Origin of the sequence: Microvirga guangxiensis (genome assembly GCF_900102135.1) — a bacterium.
Taxonomy (GTDB): Bacteria; Pseudomonadota; Alphaproteobacteria; order Rhizobiales; family Beijerinckiaceae; genus Microvirga; species Microvirga guangxiensis.
Genome location: NZ_FMVJ01000014.1, coordinates 95,567 through 112,366, shown reverse-complemented (window position 1 = coordinate 112,366; position 16,800 = coordinate 95,567). Strand labels below are relative to the sequence as shown.

General features: G+C 63.4%; 16 protein-coding genes. 5 read left to right on the top strand and 11 right to left on the bottom strand.

Annotation, left to right across the window (positions count from 1 at the left end):
• Positions 1-47 precede the first annotated feature (47 nt).
• The 4 genes from BLP10_RS19620 to BLP10_RS19605 all read right to left on the bottom strand — a co-directional run bounded on the left by BLP10_RS19620 (position 48) and on the right by BLP10_RS19605 (position 4,809).
• Positions 48-1,244, bottom strand: coding sequence for an IS256 family transposase (locus BLP10_RS19620; protein WP_091135019.1), 1,197 nt, complete (start codon positions 1,242-1,244; stop codon positions 48-50).
• A 230-nt stretch (positions 1,245-1,474) separates the two neighbouring features.
• On the bottom strand, positions 1,475-1,822 hold the full coding sequence (locus BLP10_RS19615; protein WP_091138478.1) for an ArsC family reductase: 348 nt from the start codon (positions 1,820-1,822) through the stop codon (positions 1,475-1,477).
• Positions 1,823-1,825: 3 nt separating this feature from the next.
• A complete protein-coding gene (guaA, locus tag BLP10_RS19610; protein WP_091138475.1) occupies positions 1,826-3,382 on the bottom strand; it encodes a glutamine-hydrolyzing GMP synthase in 1,557 nt (518 codons plus the stop codon).
• A 131-nt stretch (positions 3,383-3,513) separates the two neighbouring features.
• Positions 3,514-4,809, bottom strand: a complete 1,296-nt coding sequence (locus BLP10_RS19605) for an RsmB/NOP family class I SAM-dependent RNA methyltransferase (protein WP_091138473.1) — start codon at positions 4,807-4,809, stop codon at positions 3,514-3,516.
• A gap of 123 nt (positions 4,810-4,932) precedes the next feature.
• Here BLP10_RS19605 and BLP10_RS23285 point away from each other — a divergent pair, with 123 nt between their 5' ends.
• Positions 4,933-5,076: a hypothetical protein gene (locus BLP10_RS23285; protein WP_175493983.1), complete on the top strand. Its 144-nt coding sequence runs from the start codon at positions 4,933-4,935 to the stop codon at positions 5,074-5,076.
• A 39-nt stretch (positions 5,077-5,115) separates the two neighbouring features.
• On the opposite strand, the gene BLP10_RS19600 is transcribed toward BLP10_RS23285, so the two are convergent.
• Positions 5,116-5,547 (bottom strand): MAPEG family protein, encoded by a 432-nt coding sequence (locus BLP10_RS19600; RefSeq protein ID WP_091138470.1) that lies wholly within the window; start codon positions 5,545-5,547, stop codon positions 5,116-5,118.
• Between the two features lie 21 nt (positions 5,548-5,568).
• Complete coding sequence (gene guaB / locus BLP10_RS19595) at positions 5,569-7,062, bottom strand: IMP dehydrogenase (RefSeq protein ID WP_091138468.1); 1,494 nt, start codon at positions 7,060-7,062, stop codon at positions 5,569-5,571.
• A gap of 176 nt (positions 7,063-7,238) precedes the next feature.
• Between guaB and BLP10_RS19590 the strand changes: the two genes are divergently transcribed.
• Positions 7,239-8,696, top strand: a complete 1,458-nt coding sequence (locus BLP10_RS19590; protein ID WP_091138466.1) for an MDR family MFS transporter — start codon at positions 7,239-7,241, stop codon at positions 8,694-8,696.
• Between the two features lie 38 nt (positions 8,697-8,734).
• A complete protein-coding gene (locus BLP10_RS19585) occupies positions 8,735-9,592 on the top strand; it encodes a dienelactone hydrolase family protein (RefSeq protein WP_091138501.1) in 858 nt (285 codons plus the stop codon).
• Between the two features lie 136 nt (positions 9,593-9,728).
• On the opposite strand, the gene BLP10_RS19580 is transcribed toward BLP10_RS19585, so the two are convergent.
• The 5 genes from BLP10_RS19580 to efp form a co-directional block, all read right to left on the bottom strand.
• Entirely contained in the window at positions 9,729-10,664 is a 936-nt protein-coding gene (locus BLP10_RS19580) for a Gfo/Idh/MocA family protein (RefSeq protein WP_091138463.1), read from the bottom strand.
• Positions 10,665-10,709: 45 nt separating this feature from the next.
• Positions 10,710-11,405 carry an RlmE family RNA methyltransferase gene (locus tag BLP10_RS19575; protein WP_091138461.1) on the bottom strand — a complete coding sequence of 232 codons (696 nt, stop codon included), beginning with the start codon at positions 11,403-11,405 and terminating at the stop codon, positions 10,710-10,712.
• Positions 11,402-12,493, bottom strand: a complete 1,092-nt coding sequence (locus tag BLP10_RS19570) for a Ppx/GppA phosphatase family protein (protein ID WP_091138498.1) — start codon at positions 12,491-12,493, stop codon at positions 11,402-11,404. The genes BLP10_RS19575 and BLP10_RS19570 overlap by 4 nt, the downstream gene beginning before the upstream one ends.
• 142 nt (positions 12,494-12,635) lie before the next feature.
• Complete coding sequence (locus BLP10_RS19565; RefSeq protein ID WP_091138459.1) at positions 12,636-13,820, bottom strand: aminotransferase; 1,185 nt, start codon at positions 13,818-13,820, stop codon at positions 12,636-12,638.
• Between the two features lie 118 nt (positions 13,821-13,938).
• Positions 13,939-14,505: an elongation factor P gene (efp, locus tag BLP10_RS19560; RefSeq protein WP_091138457.1), complete on the bottom strand. Its 567-nt coding sequence runs from the start codon at positions 14,503-14,505 to the stop codon at positions 13,939-13,941.
• Between the two features lie 141 nt (positions 14,506-14,646).
• Here efp and epmA point away from each other — a divergent pair, with 141 nt between their 5' ends.
• Both epmA and BLP10_RS19550 read left to right on the top strand, forming a co-directional pair.
• Positions 14,647-15,711 (top strand): EF-P lysine aminoacylase EpmA, encoded by a 1,065-nt coding sequence (gene epmA, locus BLP10_RS19555; RefSeq protein WP_091138454.1) that lies wholly within the window; start codon positions 14,647-14,649, stop codon positions 15,709-15,711.
• Entirely contained in the window at positions 15,708-16,745 is a 1,038-nt protein-coding gene (locus BLP10_RS19550; RefSeq protein WP_091138451.1) for a lysine-2,3-aminomutase-like protein, read from the top strand. The genes epmA and BLP10_RS19550 overlap by 4 nt, the downstream gene beginning before the upstream one ends.
• The last annotated feature ends 55 nt before the right edge of the window (positions 16,746-16,800 follow it).

Here is a 16,800-nt window from a genome sequence, read left to right as displayed (position 1 = left end):
GATTGTGTGCGTCAAGTTCTGCAAAGTGGGGCGGCCGGTCAGGCTGGCTAAGCGGCTTCGCGAAGAGTGCTTTTCTTGTGCTCCTTGAGATCCTCCATGTTGAGGTAGCGGTGGGCTTCCAGCCAGTTCTCGTGCGTCTCGACCGCCAGCGCCCGCACCAGCCGGCAGCATGAGGCCGCATTGGGGAAGATCCGCACCACGTAAGTGCGCCTCCTGATCTCCTCGTTCAGCCGCTCGAGCATGTTGGTGCTTTTGAGATGCTTGTGATGCTGGCGCGGCAAGCGGTAGAAGGTGAAGGTCTCCTCGATCGTCTCCTCGGCCCAGGCGACCAGGCGCGGGTAGCGTCCCTCCCACTTGGCAATCCAGGCGGCCAGATCCCGCCGGGCTTCCTCGACCGAGCGGCGGTCGTAGAGCCAGCGCAGTTCCTGCAGGCAGTCATCGTCGGCTTTGCGCGGCAGGTGATCGAGCGCGTTCCTGAGGAAGTGCACATAGCAGCGCTGATACGCGGCCTCACTCAGCACCTCGCGGATCGCCGCCCTCAGCCCGGCATGGTCGTCCGCCACCACCAGTTCCACCCCTGAGAGCCCACGCTCGCGCAGGCCCTGGAGAAAGGTGCGCCACGAGGATTGGCTTTCCCGGTTGGCCATCTCGACGCCCAGGATCTGGCGCCTGCCGTCCCAGTCGATGCCGACCGCGATCAGCACGGCTTGCGAGGCAACGATGCCGCCCTCGCGCACCTTCTCGTAGCGCGCATCCAGGATCAGGTACGGGAACGGCTCCTCGAGCCTTCGGGAGGCGAACTGCGCCAGGCTGTCGTCCAGGCGCTTGTTGATGGCCGAGATGGCGGAAGCCGAGAAGCTGTGGCCGCACAGCTCCTCGGTGATCGCCTTGACCTTGCGGGTGGACACACCCTGGACGTACATCTCAGCCAGGGTAGCCACCAGCGCCTGCTCGGAGCGCTGGTAGCGCTCGAACAGCTCGGTGGAGAAGCGGCCATCCCGATCCTGCGGCACGCGCAGCTCGAGCTTGCCGACCCGGGTCACCAGGGTGCGGGTATAGTAGCCCGAGCGGTAGCCCAGGCGAGCCGAGGTGCGCTCGCCCTTCTCAGCCTGGAGGGCATCGGTCATCTCGGCTTCGAGCATCTCCTGCATGACGGCGCGCACGATCTCGCGCAGGCCGTCCGGGCTCTGGCTGAGAAGGCCCTTGATGGCAGCGGCAGCAGGTTTATCCTTTGCAGTGGTCATGGTGGGGCTCCTCTCGGAGGGTGACTTGGACATCACCATCCTGCCATGACCGCCCCAATCAGGCGATTTGCAGAACCTTCACCACACTACTTCGAGTGCGCGCTGGAGGTCTCCTTCGAGACGCAGCTGCACTGCTCCTCAGGATGAGGACGGAGGGAAGGACATCGGGATGGCCGGGACAAGCCCGGCCACGACGAAGAAGTGCATGCGTTGAGTTGAATCGTTCGGCTCTACCGAACCGCCTCTTCGTACTGCTCGGGCTTGAAGCCGACGACGAGACGGCCATCAAGATCAAGAACCGGGCGTTTGATCATCGAAGGCTGATGGAGCATGAGCGCGATGGCCTTGCTCTCATCGATGTCGGCCTTGTCTGCATCCGATAGCTTACGAAACGTGGTGCCGGCGCGGTTGAGCAGTGTTTCCCAACCCACCTCACGCGCCCACGTTTCCAACCGTGCCCGGTCGATGCCTGCCGATTTGTAGTCGTGGAAGGCGTAAGGCACGCCCTTGGCATCGAGCCAGGCCCGCGCCTTCTTCATCGTGTCGCAGTTCTTGATGCCGTAGAGCGTCGCGGGCATCGCTTATTCCCACTCGATGGTGCCGGGGGGCTTCGAGGTGATGTCGTAGGTCACGCGGTTGATGCCCTTCACCTCGTTGATGATCCGCGTCGCGACGCGGCCGAGGAAGGCCATGTCGAAGGGGTAGAAATCCGCTGTCATGCCGTCGATGGAGGTCACGGCGCGGAGCGCGCAGACATGGTCGTAGGTGCGCGCATCGCCCATCACGCCCACGGTCTTGACCGGCAACAGCACGGCGAATGCCTGCCAGATCTCGTCGTAGAGACCGGCATTGCGGATCTCTTCAAGATAGATCGCGTCGGCCTTGCGCAGGATGTCGAGCTTCTCGCGGGTGATCTCGCCCGGCACGCGGATGGCGAGGCCGGGACCGGGGAACGGATGGCGGCCGACGAAGGCGTCCGGCAGGCCGAGCTCGCGGCCGAGCACGCGTACCTCGTCCTTGAACAGCTCGCGCAAAGGCTCCACGAGCTTCATCTTCATGCGCTCGGGCAGACCGCCCACATTGTGGTGGCTCTTGATGGTGACGGAAGGACCGCCGGTAAAGGATACGCTCTCGATCACGTCGGGATAGAGCGTGCCTTGGGCCAGGAAGTCCGCGCCGCCGATCTTCTTCGCTTCCTCGTCGAACACGTCGATGAAGAGCTTGCCGATGGTCTTGCGCTTCACCTCCGGATCGGACACGCCTTCGAGCGCGCCGATGAAGAGATCCTGCGCCTGAACGTGCACGAGCGGGATGTTGTAGTGATCGCGGAAGAGCGTCACCACCTGCTCGGCTTCCGAGGCGCGCAGCAGGCCGTGATCCACGAACACGCAGGTGAGCTGATCGCCGATGGCCTCATGGATCAGCACTGCCGCCACAGCCGAGTCGACGCCGCCGGACAGGCCGCAGATCACGCGGCCCGTGCCCACTTGGGCGCGAATACGTTCAATGGCTTCCTCGCGGAAGGCCTTCATCGTCCAGTCGCCCTTGCAGCCCGCGATATCGCGCACGAAGTTGCGGATGAGCTGCGCGCCCTGGGGGGTATGAACCACTTCCGGATGGAACTGCACGCCGTAGAACTTGTGCTGCTCGTTGGCGACGACGGCGAAGGGGGCGTTCTCGGACGCCGCCAGCACCTCGAAGCCTTCCGGCAGCTTGGTGACGCGGTCGCCGTGGCTCATCCATACCGGATAGGACTTTCCGACCTGCCAGACGCCCTGGAAGAGCGGGCTCTCGGACAGAACCTTCACGTCCGCCCTGCCGAACTCGGAATGGTGCCCGCTCTCGACCTGACCGCCGAGCTGGGCAGCCATGGTCTGCTGGCCGTAGCAGATGCCGAAGACCGGAAGGCCGGTCTCGAACAAATCCTGAGGGGCGCGGGGCGAAGCGTCCGTGGTCACGGATTCCGGCCCACCCGACAGGATCACGCCCTTCGGCTTCATGGTCCGGATAGCCTCGGCGGCCTTCTGGAAGGGCACGACCTCCGAGTAGACCCCATCTTCGCGCACGCGGCGGGCGATGAGCTGGGTTACCTGGGAGCCGAAATCGACGATGAGAATCTTGTCGTGGGTCTGGGTCATGATTGATCGCTGGGCACTGAGCGCGGGGATGCCTCGTGCTTTACCCTCATATCTGCCGGCCTGTCATGCCTTTTGAGCCCCCAACCTGCGAGCCCCGGCATTTTTAACGGCCTTCGTTGCGCATATCAGGCTCATCCTCTCGCCAGCACGGCCACATAGAAGCCGTCCGTACCGGTCTTGAGGGGCGTCATCTGGAGCCCGTATTTTGTCCGTCGCACGACCTCGCCCAGACGGGACAGACCTGCAGACGAGAGCATGTCGGTCGCTGGAATCGGCTTGAAGCCTGCATGCCGTTCCATGAAGGCGGAGAGAGCCTCATCGTTCTCCTCCGGCAGGATCGAGCAGGTGATGTAGACGATCCGTCCACCCGGCTTCACGAGGTCGGCTGCGCGATCCAGCACGGTCGCCTGCTCCTTGCGGCGAACCTCCAGGCTGCCTGGGCGCAGGCGCCATTTCGCATCCGGATTGCGTCGCCACGTGCCGATTCCGGTGCAGGGCGCATCGACGAGAACGCAATCGATCCTGCCGTTCAGGTCGGTGACCGCATCGGCCCCGCCCCTCGGTGTGCGGACCTGGACGTTGCGAACGCCCGCGCGGGTCAGGCGGTCGTGGATGGGGGCCAGGCGGCGGGCATCGCCATCGGTGGCGTAGATCTGGCCGTGGTTTTCCATCATGGCGGCCAGCGCAAGCGTCTTGCCGCCGCCTCCGGCGCAGAGATCGACCACCTGCTCGCCGGGCTTCACCGCAGACAGCAGGGCCGCAAGCTGCGAGCCCTCATCCTGGATCTCGATCCACCCCTTGATGAATTCGGGCTCGGATTGAACGGCCGGACCGCGTCCGTCCTCGCTTGGGACGATGCGAAGGCCCAAGGGCGACAGCGGCGTCTCGACGGCGCCGAGATGCGGGAGAGCATCGTGCGCTTCCCCACGCGAGGCCACCTTCAGGGTGTTCACGCGGAGATCCAGCGGGGCGCGGGCAGTGAGCGCCTGCATTTCGGGAACGAGATCCTCGCCGAAAAGCCGCTGCAGCGAAGGCTCGATCCATTCAGGGAAGTCACCGGCCACAGGGGCGGGTGCTGCTTCGAGGCTGGCGCCTTCCAGCTTCTCGCGCTCTGTCGCGGACAGCGGCTCCGGCGCGAACCGCTCGCCCGAGAAAATGGCTGCGATGGCCTCCGGCGTCATGCCCCGCTGGAGCCTCAGCATCCCAAGCACCAGCGAGCGCGGCGTGCCCTTGCCCATGATCCAGGCAGCCGATGCCTTGCGGCGGAGCGAATCGTAGACGAGGCTGGCAATGGCCGCCCGGTCCTTGGAGCCTGCGAAGCGATGGGAAAGCCCCCAATCCTTCAGGGCGTCCGTCGCTGGACGGCGCCGGGCCTCGATATCGGCGAGGACTTCGATAGCGGCGGAGATGCGGGCTGCAGGTGTCATCGAGAAAGCACACTTAACCTTGGCCGCGGAAGCGACACATTGTTTCCTATTTTCCGACGCCTTCAGACGTGGATTCAAGAGCTACGTGCAATTCGCACGATTCCTCTCCTGGAGCTCATAAAAATGTCGATCCTCTCCCGCCTCGTGGCCCTTGGCCTCACCCTCGCCATCGCTGCCTGCGCCACGGCTCCGGCCACCGACCTGACCCCGCCCCCACGCAAGATGACCGACGCCAAGACCCAGCTCGAGAGCGGCAAGCGTTACTGATCGATAAGAGCGGGATGGGCGGAACGGCCCGTCCCGCCCCTAAATTCCAGCTTCTGCGCCAGCGACGCGGAAGGCGAAGATGACCCACATGGCGATGAGGATCAGCACGCCCACCACGAAGGCCTGAAAGCGCCACGACACCTTGTTGGAGGTCGTGTGGATCGCCGCGTGCACCAAGCGGCTTGCCACGAACATCCACGACATGACCACGAAGAGCATGTCGGCCTTGCGGGTGATGAGCGCCAGAACCACTAGCACGTAGAACAGCACCGGCACTTCGAACTGGTTGTGGTACGCGTTCTGGAACTGCAGCGCGCGCTTGGGCCAGTTGCGCTCGCCGAGAGCGATATCGCCCATCTTCACCTCGCCGCCCTTGAGAGACGCAACGCGCTTGCTCCCCATCAGAAAGAGCAGAACGAAGGTGAGCCCGACGAGAACATAGACGGGCAGGAGAATGGCGGTGATGCTCATAGGCGAGAACTCGTGTGAACCTTAGCTACGGGTGGGGTAGTTAGGGCTCTCACGGGTGATCGTCACGTCATGGACGTGGCTTTCGCGCAGGCCAGCGCTGGAGATGCGGATGAACTGCGCCTTTTCGCGGAATTCCGGCAGGGTTGCCGCGCCCACATAGCCCATGGAGGCGCGAAGGCCGCCAGTGAGCTGGTGGAGCACCCCGGAGACAGGGCCCTTATAGGCCACCTGCCCCTCGACGCCTTCCGGCACGAGCTTGAGGGTGTCGCGCACTTCCGCCTGGAAGTAGCGGTCCGCAGAGCCGCGGGCCATGGCGCCCACCGAGCCCATGCCGCGATAGGACTTGTAGGAACGGCCCTGGTAGAGGAACACCTCGCCTGGGGTCTCGTCCGTACCGGCGAGCAGCGAGCCCACCATGGCGCAGGAAGCACCGGCGGCAAGCGCCTTTGCAAGATCGCCCGAGAACTTGATGCCGCCGTCGGCAATCACAGGGATACCCGCCGCATGGGCGGCTTCGACCGCTTCCATGATCGCCGTGAGCTGAGGCACGCCGACCCCCGCCACGATACGGGTGGTGCAGATCGAGCCAGGGCCGATGCCGACCTTGATCGCATCCGCGCCCGCGTCGATGAGCGCCTGAGCGCCCTCGCGGGTCGCCACGTTACCGGCGACCACCTGGACGGCGTTCGAGAGCTTCTTCACTCGGGCGACGCTTTCCAGAACCTTCACCGAATGGCCATGGGCCGTATCGACAACGACCACGTCGCAGCCTGCATCGATGAGGCGCTCCGCGCGCTCGAAGCCCTGCTCGCCCGTGGTGGTAGCAGCCGCGACGAGAAGGCGGCCCTGCTCGTCCTTGGCCGCGTTCGGATAAGCCACCTGCTTCTCGATGTCCTTCACGGTGATCAGGCCGATGCAGCGGTAGTGATCATCGACGACGAGCAGCTTCTCGATGCGGAACTGGTGCAGGAGGCGGCGGGCCTCGTCCTGGCTCACGCCCTCGCGAACGGTGATCAGCCGATCCTTGGTCATCAGCTCGGAGACGGGCTGGCCGGGATTGCTGGCGAAGCGCACATCACGGTTGGTAAGGATGCCGACGAGCTTGCCCTTGGTGTTGTTCGGACCGCGCTCGACCACCGGGATGCCCGAGATGCCGTGATGCTTCATCGTGGCCAAGGCATCGGCGAGCGTCTCATCCGGATGGATCGTGATGGGATTCATCACCATGCCGGATTCATACCGCTTCACGAGGCGCACCTGCTCGGCCTGGACTTCCGGCTCGAGATTACGGTGGATCACCCCGAGGCCGCCGTTCTGGGCCATGGCGATGGCCATGCGCGCTTCGGTCACCGTATCCATGGCGGAAGCGATGATCGGCATGTTGAGATGGATGGTCTTTGTCAGCCGTGTCGCGACATTCACGTCGCCCGGCAGGACTTCGGAGCGGCCGGGCCGGAGCAACACGTCATCGAAGGTCAATCCCTCGATGATCTTATCCGTAACGATTGAGGCCATGGTCAACTCCTTGAATGGTGCGCAGCAGGTGAAGCGATAACGCTTTGGCGAGTTGACGCGGGTCCGTAGCACGGGGTTTCGTTTTCGCAAAGGGGCGAAGGAGCGCATTCCCAGAAGATCTGCCGTGCATCAAATGGCTATGCAATGCGTTGTCCGGGGGTTAAGTGCCAAAGGTCATGCGCCAAGTCCGCCTCCTCCCCCTCATCATCGCTACCGCGCTGTTCATGGAAAACATGGATTCGACGGTCATTTCGACCTCGCTTCCCATGATCGCGCAAGATTTGGGGACCGATGCCATCGCGCTCAAGCTGGCCCTGACCTCCTATCTCATCAGCCTTGCTATCTTCATTCCCATCTCGGGCTGGGTGGCGGACAAGTACGGCTCACGCACGATCTTCACCGCCGCCATCGGCGTGTTCATGGCGGGCTCCCTCGCCTGCGCGGCCGCGAACTCGCTCGAATGGTTCGTGATCGCCCGTTTCCTCCAGGGCATGGGCGGTGCGATGATGGTGCCGGTAGGACGCCTCGTGCTGCTGCGCAGCGTTCCGCGCAACGAGGTGGTGCAGGCGCTGGCAACCTTGACCATCCCCGCCCTCATCGGCCCCGTCGTTGGCCCGCCGCTCGGCGGCTTCATCACCACCTATTTCCACTGGCGCTGGATCTTCTTCATCAACATCCCCATCGGCATCCTTGGGATCGTGCTGGCCACGATGTTCGTTCCGAACGTTCGCGAAGAGGATACCCCGCCCCTCGACATCGCTGGCTTTCTGCTGTCGGGCATCGGGCTTGCGCTCCTTATGCTGGGCCTGGCCTCAGGCGGACGCCACCTCATCCCGGAAGCGATCTCCCTCGGCTGCGTCGTCATCGGCACCCTGTGCGTGGTGGCCTATGTCTGGCACGCCAAGCGGACGCCCTATCCCGTCCTCCGGCTGGATCTGCTCAAGGTGCCGACCTTTCGCGTCAGCGTTTTCGGCGGCTCCCTGTTCCGCATCGGCATCGGCGCAATTCCCTTCCTCCTGCCGCTGATGCTGCAGATAGGTTTCGGCCTCAGCCCGGTTGCCTCCGGCTCGCTCACGTTCATCGCGGCGGTGGGCGCGCTGTTCATGAAAACCATGGCCAAACGCATTCTTGAGCGGTTCGGCTTCCGCAGGGTGCTCGTGATCAACGCCTTCATCGGCGCGGCTTTCGTGGCCTTCAACGGGCTCTTCACACCCTCGACGCCCCATTGGCTGATCATGATCGTCCTGCTGATCGGCGGCTGCTTCCGCTCGCTCCAGTTCACGAGCCTCAACGCCATCGCCTATGCAGAGGTCTCGAAACGCGACATGAGCTATGCCACGAGCCTGTCGAGCGCGGCCCAGCAGGTTGCGCTCAGCATCGGCGTGGCCTTCGGTGCCTATGTGGTGGAAGCCGCCGCCCATTGGGACGGCAGGACCGCCCTCGTCGCAGCGGATTTCGGCCCCGCCTTTTGGGCTGTCGCAATGGTTTCGGCCCTCTCGGGCTTCGCCTTCATGCGGCTCGAGCCCTCGGCGGGTGCGGAGATGTCGGGCCATCGCGCCGTCGAGAGAAAGCCGCCTGCGACGGGCCTCGGCGACGGCACTACAAATCTCAGTGAGGAGGTAGAACGTCGATAGGATTGGACTACCATGACCATAAGGATCGGGAGACCTTCATGGATCAGAAAATCATCGACCTCTACGACGACTTCACCCATGGCGGCATGAGCCGCCGCTCCTTCCTCGACAGGCTGGCGGCGCTCGCCGGCAGTTCGGCAGCCGCAGCCGCCATCCTGCCGATCCTCCAGAACAACTATGCCATGGCGCAGACGGTCCAGGAGAACGACCCGCGCATCACGGCGGAGATGATCGAAATTCCCGGCGCGCAGGGACTCAAAGGCTATCTCGTGAAGCCGAAGGACGCCCCGGAAAAGCTCCCGACCGTTATCGTCATTCATGAGAACAGGGGTCTCAACCCGCACATCAAGGACGTGACACGCCGCATGGCGACAGAAGGCTTCATCGCGCTCGGCGTCGACTATCTCTCGCCCATGGGCGGCACGCCCGCAGACGAGGACAAGGGCCGTCAGATGATCGGCCAGCTGAAGCAGCCCGACGTGATCGCCAATGGCAAGGCAGCTGTGGCTTATCTGAAAAGTCGCCCCGACAGCAACGGCAAGGTCGGCGCCATCGGCTTCTGCTGGGGCGGTGGCGCGGTGAACAATCTCGCCGTCAACGAGCCTGGCCTCAGCGCCGGTGTCGCCTATTACGGCGGCCAGCCGAAGGCCGAAGACGTGCCGAAGATTCAGGCTGCCCTCATGCTGCATTACGGCGGGCTCGACGAGCGCATCAATGCCGGCATTCCAGCTTACGAGGCTGCGCTGAAACAGGCAGGCAAGACGTATGAAATCTACGTCTATGAGGGCGCGAACCACGCTTTCAACAACGACACCAATGCCGCGCGCTACGACAAGGAAACCGCCGATTTGGCATGGAGCCGGACGGTAGGTTTCCTGAAGAAGAATTTGGCTTGAACGGTGCTCCTCGACATCATGGCGGGGCTTGTCCCAGCCATCCCGATATCTTTCCCTCTGCCCTCATCCTGAGGAGGTCGCGTGTGAGGGAAGCGGGATCATCGGCACTAGGCCAGTGATGACATAGTGAGGCAGCTCAATCCTCGAATGCGTCCACCTGCACGCGCTTGCCGACCATGAACGCATCCGCCACGAGGCGGAACGGGGCGACGTCGACCTCCGAGGTGCCGATGGTGAGAAGTGCGTCGAAGCGGCGATAGATGCCCTGATACTCGGCGGGGTCTTCCTTCACTACGAGGCGCCCGTCGATCTCGAGACAGCTGCCGCCATGCGAGAGCTTCAGGGTGAAGCCTGCTTCCGTCTCGATCTCGATATCCCAGCTCTGCGGGCCGGTCTGGCGCCAGTCGAAAACGGCCTGGAGATCGCTGTCCGTGTGGCCTGTCTGAAACTCGAGATTGGCGGCGATCGGCGCATCCCGGTTCGATGGAAATTCCAGAATGGATGACTTGATGAACACCGGCTCCGGCATGATCCGGGTGACGATGGAAAGCGCATTGATGCCTGGATCGAACACGCCGAAACCGCCCGCTTGCCAGATCCATTGCTGACCTGGGTGCCAGTGGCGCACATCTTCCTTCCAGGTCACCAGAAGACGTTTGATGGACCAGCCCGCGAGCGCCTTCTTCGCCTCCTCGACACCTTTGTTGTATTGGGCGTGCCAAGTGGTGAAGACGGTTTTTCCCACCTTCTCGCCGAGCTGGCGCAGGTCTTCCAGCTCGCTCAGGGTTGCCGCGGGAGGCTTTTCCAGCAGCACGCTTTTTCCGGCAAGCAGGGCCTCGCGGGCGATCTGATGGCGCACCTGCGGCGGGGTGCAGATGGCGACAGCCTCCACATCCTTGAGCTTCAGCAGCTCGCGGTAATCCTGAAAGGTGTATTGGGCATCCTCGTGCGTCAGGCCTCGCGTGCTCGACACGGCCAGAAGCTCGAAATCCGGATTGGCCTTGATGACCGGCAGGTGCTGGTCCTGCGCGATCTTGCCGAGGCCGATGATGCCGATCTTGTGCGGGGTCATGTGCGTGGCCTTTCATATGACAAGGCCACGCCATATGCGCGGCCGTTAGTCTTCCCTGCGGTCTGCTCCACCCCGAAAACCGGTCGCCAGCACATAGAGTTCCGCTGAATCGGCCCGGCTTGCCGCAGGCTTCACGTGGCGCACCACCGCGAAGTCACGCTTGAGGTCGTTGAGAAGTTGGCTTTCGGTGCCGCCCTGGAACACCTTGGCGAGAAAAACGCCGCCTGGGGCCAGGATCTCGCGGGCAAAGTAGATCGCGGCCTCCGCGAGACCGATGATGCGCAGATGGTCGGTCTTCTTATGGCCCGTGGTGTTTGCCGCCATGTCGGACATGACGATATCGGCCTGCCCGCCCAGCATTTCGATAAGCTTGCTCGGGGCGCTCTCGTCCAGAAAGTCGAGCTGGATGAATTCCACGCCCGGCATCGGATCGATGGGAAGAAGGTCGATGCCGACCACCTTGCCCTTGGCCCCGATCTTCTTCGCCGCGATCTGGGACCAGCCGCCAGGAGCGGCGCCCAGGTCCACGATGCGCTGGCCGGGTTTCAGAATATTGTACTTCTCGTCGATCTCGATCAGCTTGAAGGCCGCGCGGGAGCGATAGCCTTCGCGCTTGGCGCGGGCGACGTAGGGATCGTTGAGCTGGCGCTCAAGCCATTTCTGCGAAGAGAGGGTCCGCTTGTGAGCGGTTTTCACGCGCTGCTTGAGGTTGCGGGTGCCCGAGCCGGACTTGGTGCTCACCGTTGGCTTCCCTCCCGCCACACGCTGTCCTCTCTCATCATTTTCATCAGAATTCCTTCGCGCAGACCCCGGTCCGCGATACGCAGGCGATCCGAGGGAAAAGCCCGGCGGATCGCTTCAAGAATGGCGCAGCCGGCCAGGACGAGATCAGCCCTGTCCTTGCCGATGCACGGGTTGTCGGTCCGCTGCTGAAAGCTGGAATGCAGCAGACGGTTTATCACTGTCGAGATCTCGCCGTTGCGCATCCACATCCCATCGACCTTGCGCCGGTCGTAACGCGCGAGACCGAGGTGAATGCCGCCGACCGTCGTGACGGTTCCCGAGGTGCCGAGGAGGTGGAAATTCCTGGCCCTGCCCGCCTCGGCCGCGGCGAGAGAGAACTCCGTGAGAAGGTCGGAGACCTCCTCGACCATGAGCTCGAAGCTCTGCGGCGTCACATCGACGCCGCCGTACCGTTCGGCCAGCGTCACGACACCTACGGGGAGCGAATCCCAGGCGCGGATACGCTTGCAGGGATCGGCAAAGGCATGCGGCGCCTGACCGTCGAGCCAGGCGATTTCCGTGGAGCCGCCGCCGATATCGAAGATGACCACGGATTGGGCCTTGGGGTCCGCGAGAGCCGCGCAGCCCGTCACGGCAAGATAGGCTTCCGTCTTGCGATCCACGATCTCGAGGTCGAGGTCGAGGTCGCTGCGCACGCGTTCGATGAACGACGTGCCGTTATCGGCAAGGCGGCAGGCCTCCGTCGCCACGAGGCGAGCGCGGATCACTTCCTTGGCGATCATCTTGTCGCGGCAGACGCGCAGCGCATCGATGGTGCGCTCGATAGCATCCTCACTCAACCTGTTGCCGAGCCCGAGGCCCTCGCCAAGCCTCACGATCCGCGAGAATGCGTCAGTGACCCGAAACCCGAAATGAGCAGGCTCCGCAATGAGAAGGCGGCAATTGTTGGTACCGAGATCGAGCGCGGCGTAGCTTCGCGGGAAGCGCCGCCTCGGATCCCGCCGGAACGATGGTTCTGGAGCGCTGGAGGCCCACGACGAGCCGCTATCAGACCCGGAGGATGGGTCTGCGCGTCGATCTCTCATGTCGGTCGTCGCATCGGCTTTCACGGTCAAACTTAGATCCTTGGGCATTCTCGCAGAACGCCGGTGTTCCTTTTAGAGTAACAATCGCTGCCCGCATCTGCCAAGGGTTGCGGCGCAGATTGTGCCAGCGCCGCTTGCCCTATCAGAGGGCAAGCCCCTTCAACCGGTCCGTGAGCGTGGCCAGAACATCGGCGCCCACATTGGCGACGGCGATGCGCAGATGACCTTCCTGCCCGGGGCCGAAATAGCTGCCCGGAAGGCATAATACGCCGCGTTCGGTCGCCAGTTTCTCCGCTACGACTTGCGCCTTCGCCCCCTCGAAGGGATGCCGCAGATAGGCGAAATACGCGCCGACCGACTCGATCTTCCACTCCGGAAGAGATGCGAGCGCGTCCCGAAAAACCTGTGCACGCCGGTTGATCTCGGCCCGGTTCTCCTCGCGCCAGCCGCGGAGCCCTTCAATGGCCCAGGGCAGAACGGCCTGAGCGGTGCGCGGGGGACATATCTGGATGCAGTCGAGAATCTTGGCGATCTGCTCGATGAGCGCCGCATCCGCCGTTATGGCTCCCATGCGGTGCCCCGGAATCGCGTAGGATTTCGAGAAGGAATAGAGCTGGATCACATTTCTGCGCCACGCATCGCTCGTAAAGAGCCCGTGCGCGCGGTTCATGCCCTGCGGCAGAAAGTCCCTGTAAGTCTCGTCGATCACGAGATAAATGCCGCGCTTGGCGCACAGCTCGGCAAAGCCCTCAACGACATGGGCCGGATAGACGGCGCCGGTGGGATTGTTGGGCGTCACGAGAACAATGGCGCGAACCTTCTCATCGATCAGCGCCTCCGCATCCTCGATGCGCGGAACGAATCCGTTCTCCGGCCTGCACGGCAGCGGGCGCGGCTCGATCCCCAGCATGTCGAGGCTCATCTGATGATTGAAGTACCAGGGCGTCGGCACAAGCACCGACTCGCCGCGGCGGGCGAGCAGCATCATGGCGACGAAGAAGGCCATGTTGCATCCGGCGGTGATCGCCGTATCGGCGGCCTCGATCCGGCCCTCGTACAGGCGGGACATCTCCTCCGCGTAGGCCTGTCTCAGGCTCGCATCGCCGTTGATGGGGCCGTATTGGGACGTCATAGCCTCGCCAGCGACGGAACCGAGGCGCTCCAGGAAGCTCGCATGAGGCGCATTGCCCGGTACGGCCTGGGACAGATTGATCAGCGGCCCGAAGGACCCGTCGTAGCGCCTGGTCCAGCTTTGCGCCTCCGGAATCGGAGGAGAGCCGACATCCGCAACGTGAGAATTGATCGGGGCGAAAGAACCGCTGGCCATAAGAGAATCGGACTCCGGAATGAAAAAGGCAGGAAACCCGGTGAGCCTTCACCGAAATTCCCTGCCCTTCAAGGATTATTGGATCAGACCTGCTTCGGCCTGAGGTCTGGGACGGATCTTAGTCCTTCGCGCGTTCCACGTAGGAGCCGTCTTCCGTCATGATCACGACGCGGGTGCCGGCCTGAATATGGGGAGGCACCAGGGTACGCACGCCGTTGGACAGCATAGCGGGCTTGTAGGAAGAAGAAGCCGTCTGGCCCTTCACGACCGGCTCGGTCTCGGTGATCTCGAGGGTCACGCGGGCGGGCAGTTCGAGGGCGATCGCGACACCGTTGTGGGTCGAGAGCATCACGGACATGTTTTCCTGAAGGTAGGGCTTCTGGTCGCCGATGATGTCCTCGGGCACGACCACCTGATCGAAGGTTTCAGGGTTCATGAAGTGGAAGCCCTCGCCGTCCTCGTAGAGGTAAGTGTGCTCGCGGTCTTCCACGAAGGCGCGCTCGACCTGTTCGGTGGTGCGGTAACGCTCGGAGACCTTCACCCCGTCGGAGATGCGGCGCATGTCGAGCTGGGTGACAGGCGTGCCCTTGCCGGGGTGGATGTTCTGGGCAGTGAGCACGACATAGAGCTTGCCGTCGATGTCGACGACATTGCCTTTGCGGAGCGTAGAGGCGATGACCTTCACGGGAAGCGTTCCTTGTGACAGATAGGGTGCGTCTCAGGGCCGACTTGCCCAGCCCGGCGACGCCGAAATTTCGGTTTCGCTGCCGCAACTAGCCTATCTTGGCGAAAATCGCCAGCCTGACGTGTTAGGAAGTTCCCCGCCATGGCAAACGCCACGCCTGCTCCCTCCCCCTGGTGGATGCCGCATATCCATGCGGACCGACGCCCTTTTCTCTTGGGGAGAAACCGGATCCAGGCTGCCTTCCGAGGGTTCTTCTCGGGGAATGATTTCGTGGAGGTGGACACCGCCACGCTTCAGATCTCGCCCGGCAACGAGGCCCATCTCCATGCGTTCGCGACGGAGGCCGTCGGGCTCGGCGGGGCGCGGACGCCTCTCTACCTTCACACTTCCCCGGAATTCGCCTGCAAGAAACTGCTGGCCGCAGGCGAGACACGGATTTCATGTTTCGCCCACGTATACCGCAACCGGGAGCGCGGCCCCCTGCACCACCCGGAATTCACCATGCTCGAATGGTATCGGGCCGGTGAGAGCTACGAGGCTCTGATGAGGGATTGCGCGGCCCTGCTGGCGCTCGCAGCCGAAACATCGGGCACGCGCACCCTCACCTATCGCGGCAAGGAGACCGATCCCTTCCAGGAGCCGGAGCGCCTGAGCGTGGCGGATGCCTTCCAGCGCTTTGCGGGCATCGACCTTCTCGCTTCCATCGACACCAGCGGCACGACCGACCGTGGCCGTCTCGCGAGCAGCATGCTCCAGGCTGGCATCCGTGTAGCCGAGGACGACACCTGGCCCGACCTCTTCAGCCGCGTCATCGTGGAGCGGGTCGAGCCGCATCTCGGCCTCGGCCGCGCCACGATCCTGGACGAATACCCAGTCGCCGAGGCGGCGCTGGCCCGCCCCACCGCCCACGATCCGCGTGTGGCCGAGCGGTTCGAGCTGTATGCCTGCGGCGTGGAACTGGCGAATGCCTTCGGTGAATTGACCGACGCCGACGAGCAGCGCCGCCGGTTCCAAGCGGAGATGCACGAGAAAATGCGGGTTTACGGCGAAAGCTACCCTGTGGACGAGGACTTTCTGGCGGCGCTCAGGCAGATGCCCGAGGCCAGCGGAATCGCGCTCGGTTTCGACCGACTCGTGATGCTCGCCACCGGCGCCTCGCGGATCGATCAGGTGATCTGGGCTCCCGTGCCGGAGACCGGCCATTGAGCACGCTTCGCACGCCGAGGGAGTTGGCCGACAGAGACCTCATCTCGCCTGGACAGCTTGGCGAGATCGAGCGCGTGGCGGAGCATTACGCCATAGCGATCAGCCCCGCCATGGCAGCGCTCATTGATAGGAATGACCCGAACGATCCCATCGCCCTGCAGTTCGTGCCCCAAGTTTCCGAGTTGATGACGACGCCTGAAGAGCGCAATGACCCGATCGGCGACCTCGCCCATTCGCCGGTCGAAGGCATCGTCCATCGCTATCCCGACCGGGTGCTCCTGAAGGCCGTGCATGTTTGCCCGGTCTATTGCCGCTTCTGCTTCCGTCGCGAGATGGTGGGTCCGCAGGGCTTGGGCACGCTCTCCCCAGACGCCCTCGACAGGGCCTTCGCCTATATCGCGGAGCACCGGGAAATCTGGGAGGTGATCCTCACCGGAGGCGACCCGCTGGTGCTTTCGCCCCGCCGCCTTTCCGAGCTGATGCAGCGGCTTGCCTCCATTGAGCATGTGAAGATCGTTCGCTTTCACACCCGCGTCCCGGTGGTCGAGCCTGAACGGGTGGACGCCGCGCTGATCGCGGCTCTTAGGGCAAGCGGCAAGACGACCTATGTTGCGCTCCACGCCAATCATCCGCGCGAACTGACGCCTGCTGCCCGCGAAGCCTGCGCACGGCTGGTCGATTCCGGCGTCGTGATGATCAGCCAATCCGTATTGCTGAAGGGCATTAACGACGACCCGAACACGCTCGCTGCCCTCATGCGGGCCTTCGTGGAAACGAGAGTGAAACCTTATTATTTGCACCACCCCGATCTTGCCCCCGGCACGAGCCATTTCCGTCTCTCGCTTGAGGAAGGCCGGGCGCTCGTGGCAGGACTGCGGGGCCGCATCTCGGGCCTCTGCCAGCCGACCTATGTGCTCGACATTCCCGGAGGATACGGAAAAGCGGTGATCTCTCCCGATGCGGCCAGCATGAGAGACGGTTGTTATGCGGTCTCGGATTTTCGTGGTGTTGAGCATCTCTATCCACCAGCCTAGACCTTGAAAATAAATTTCTCAGCTTGGCTTGCATTACGCAACGTTATTGAGTTAG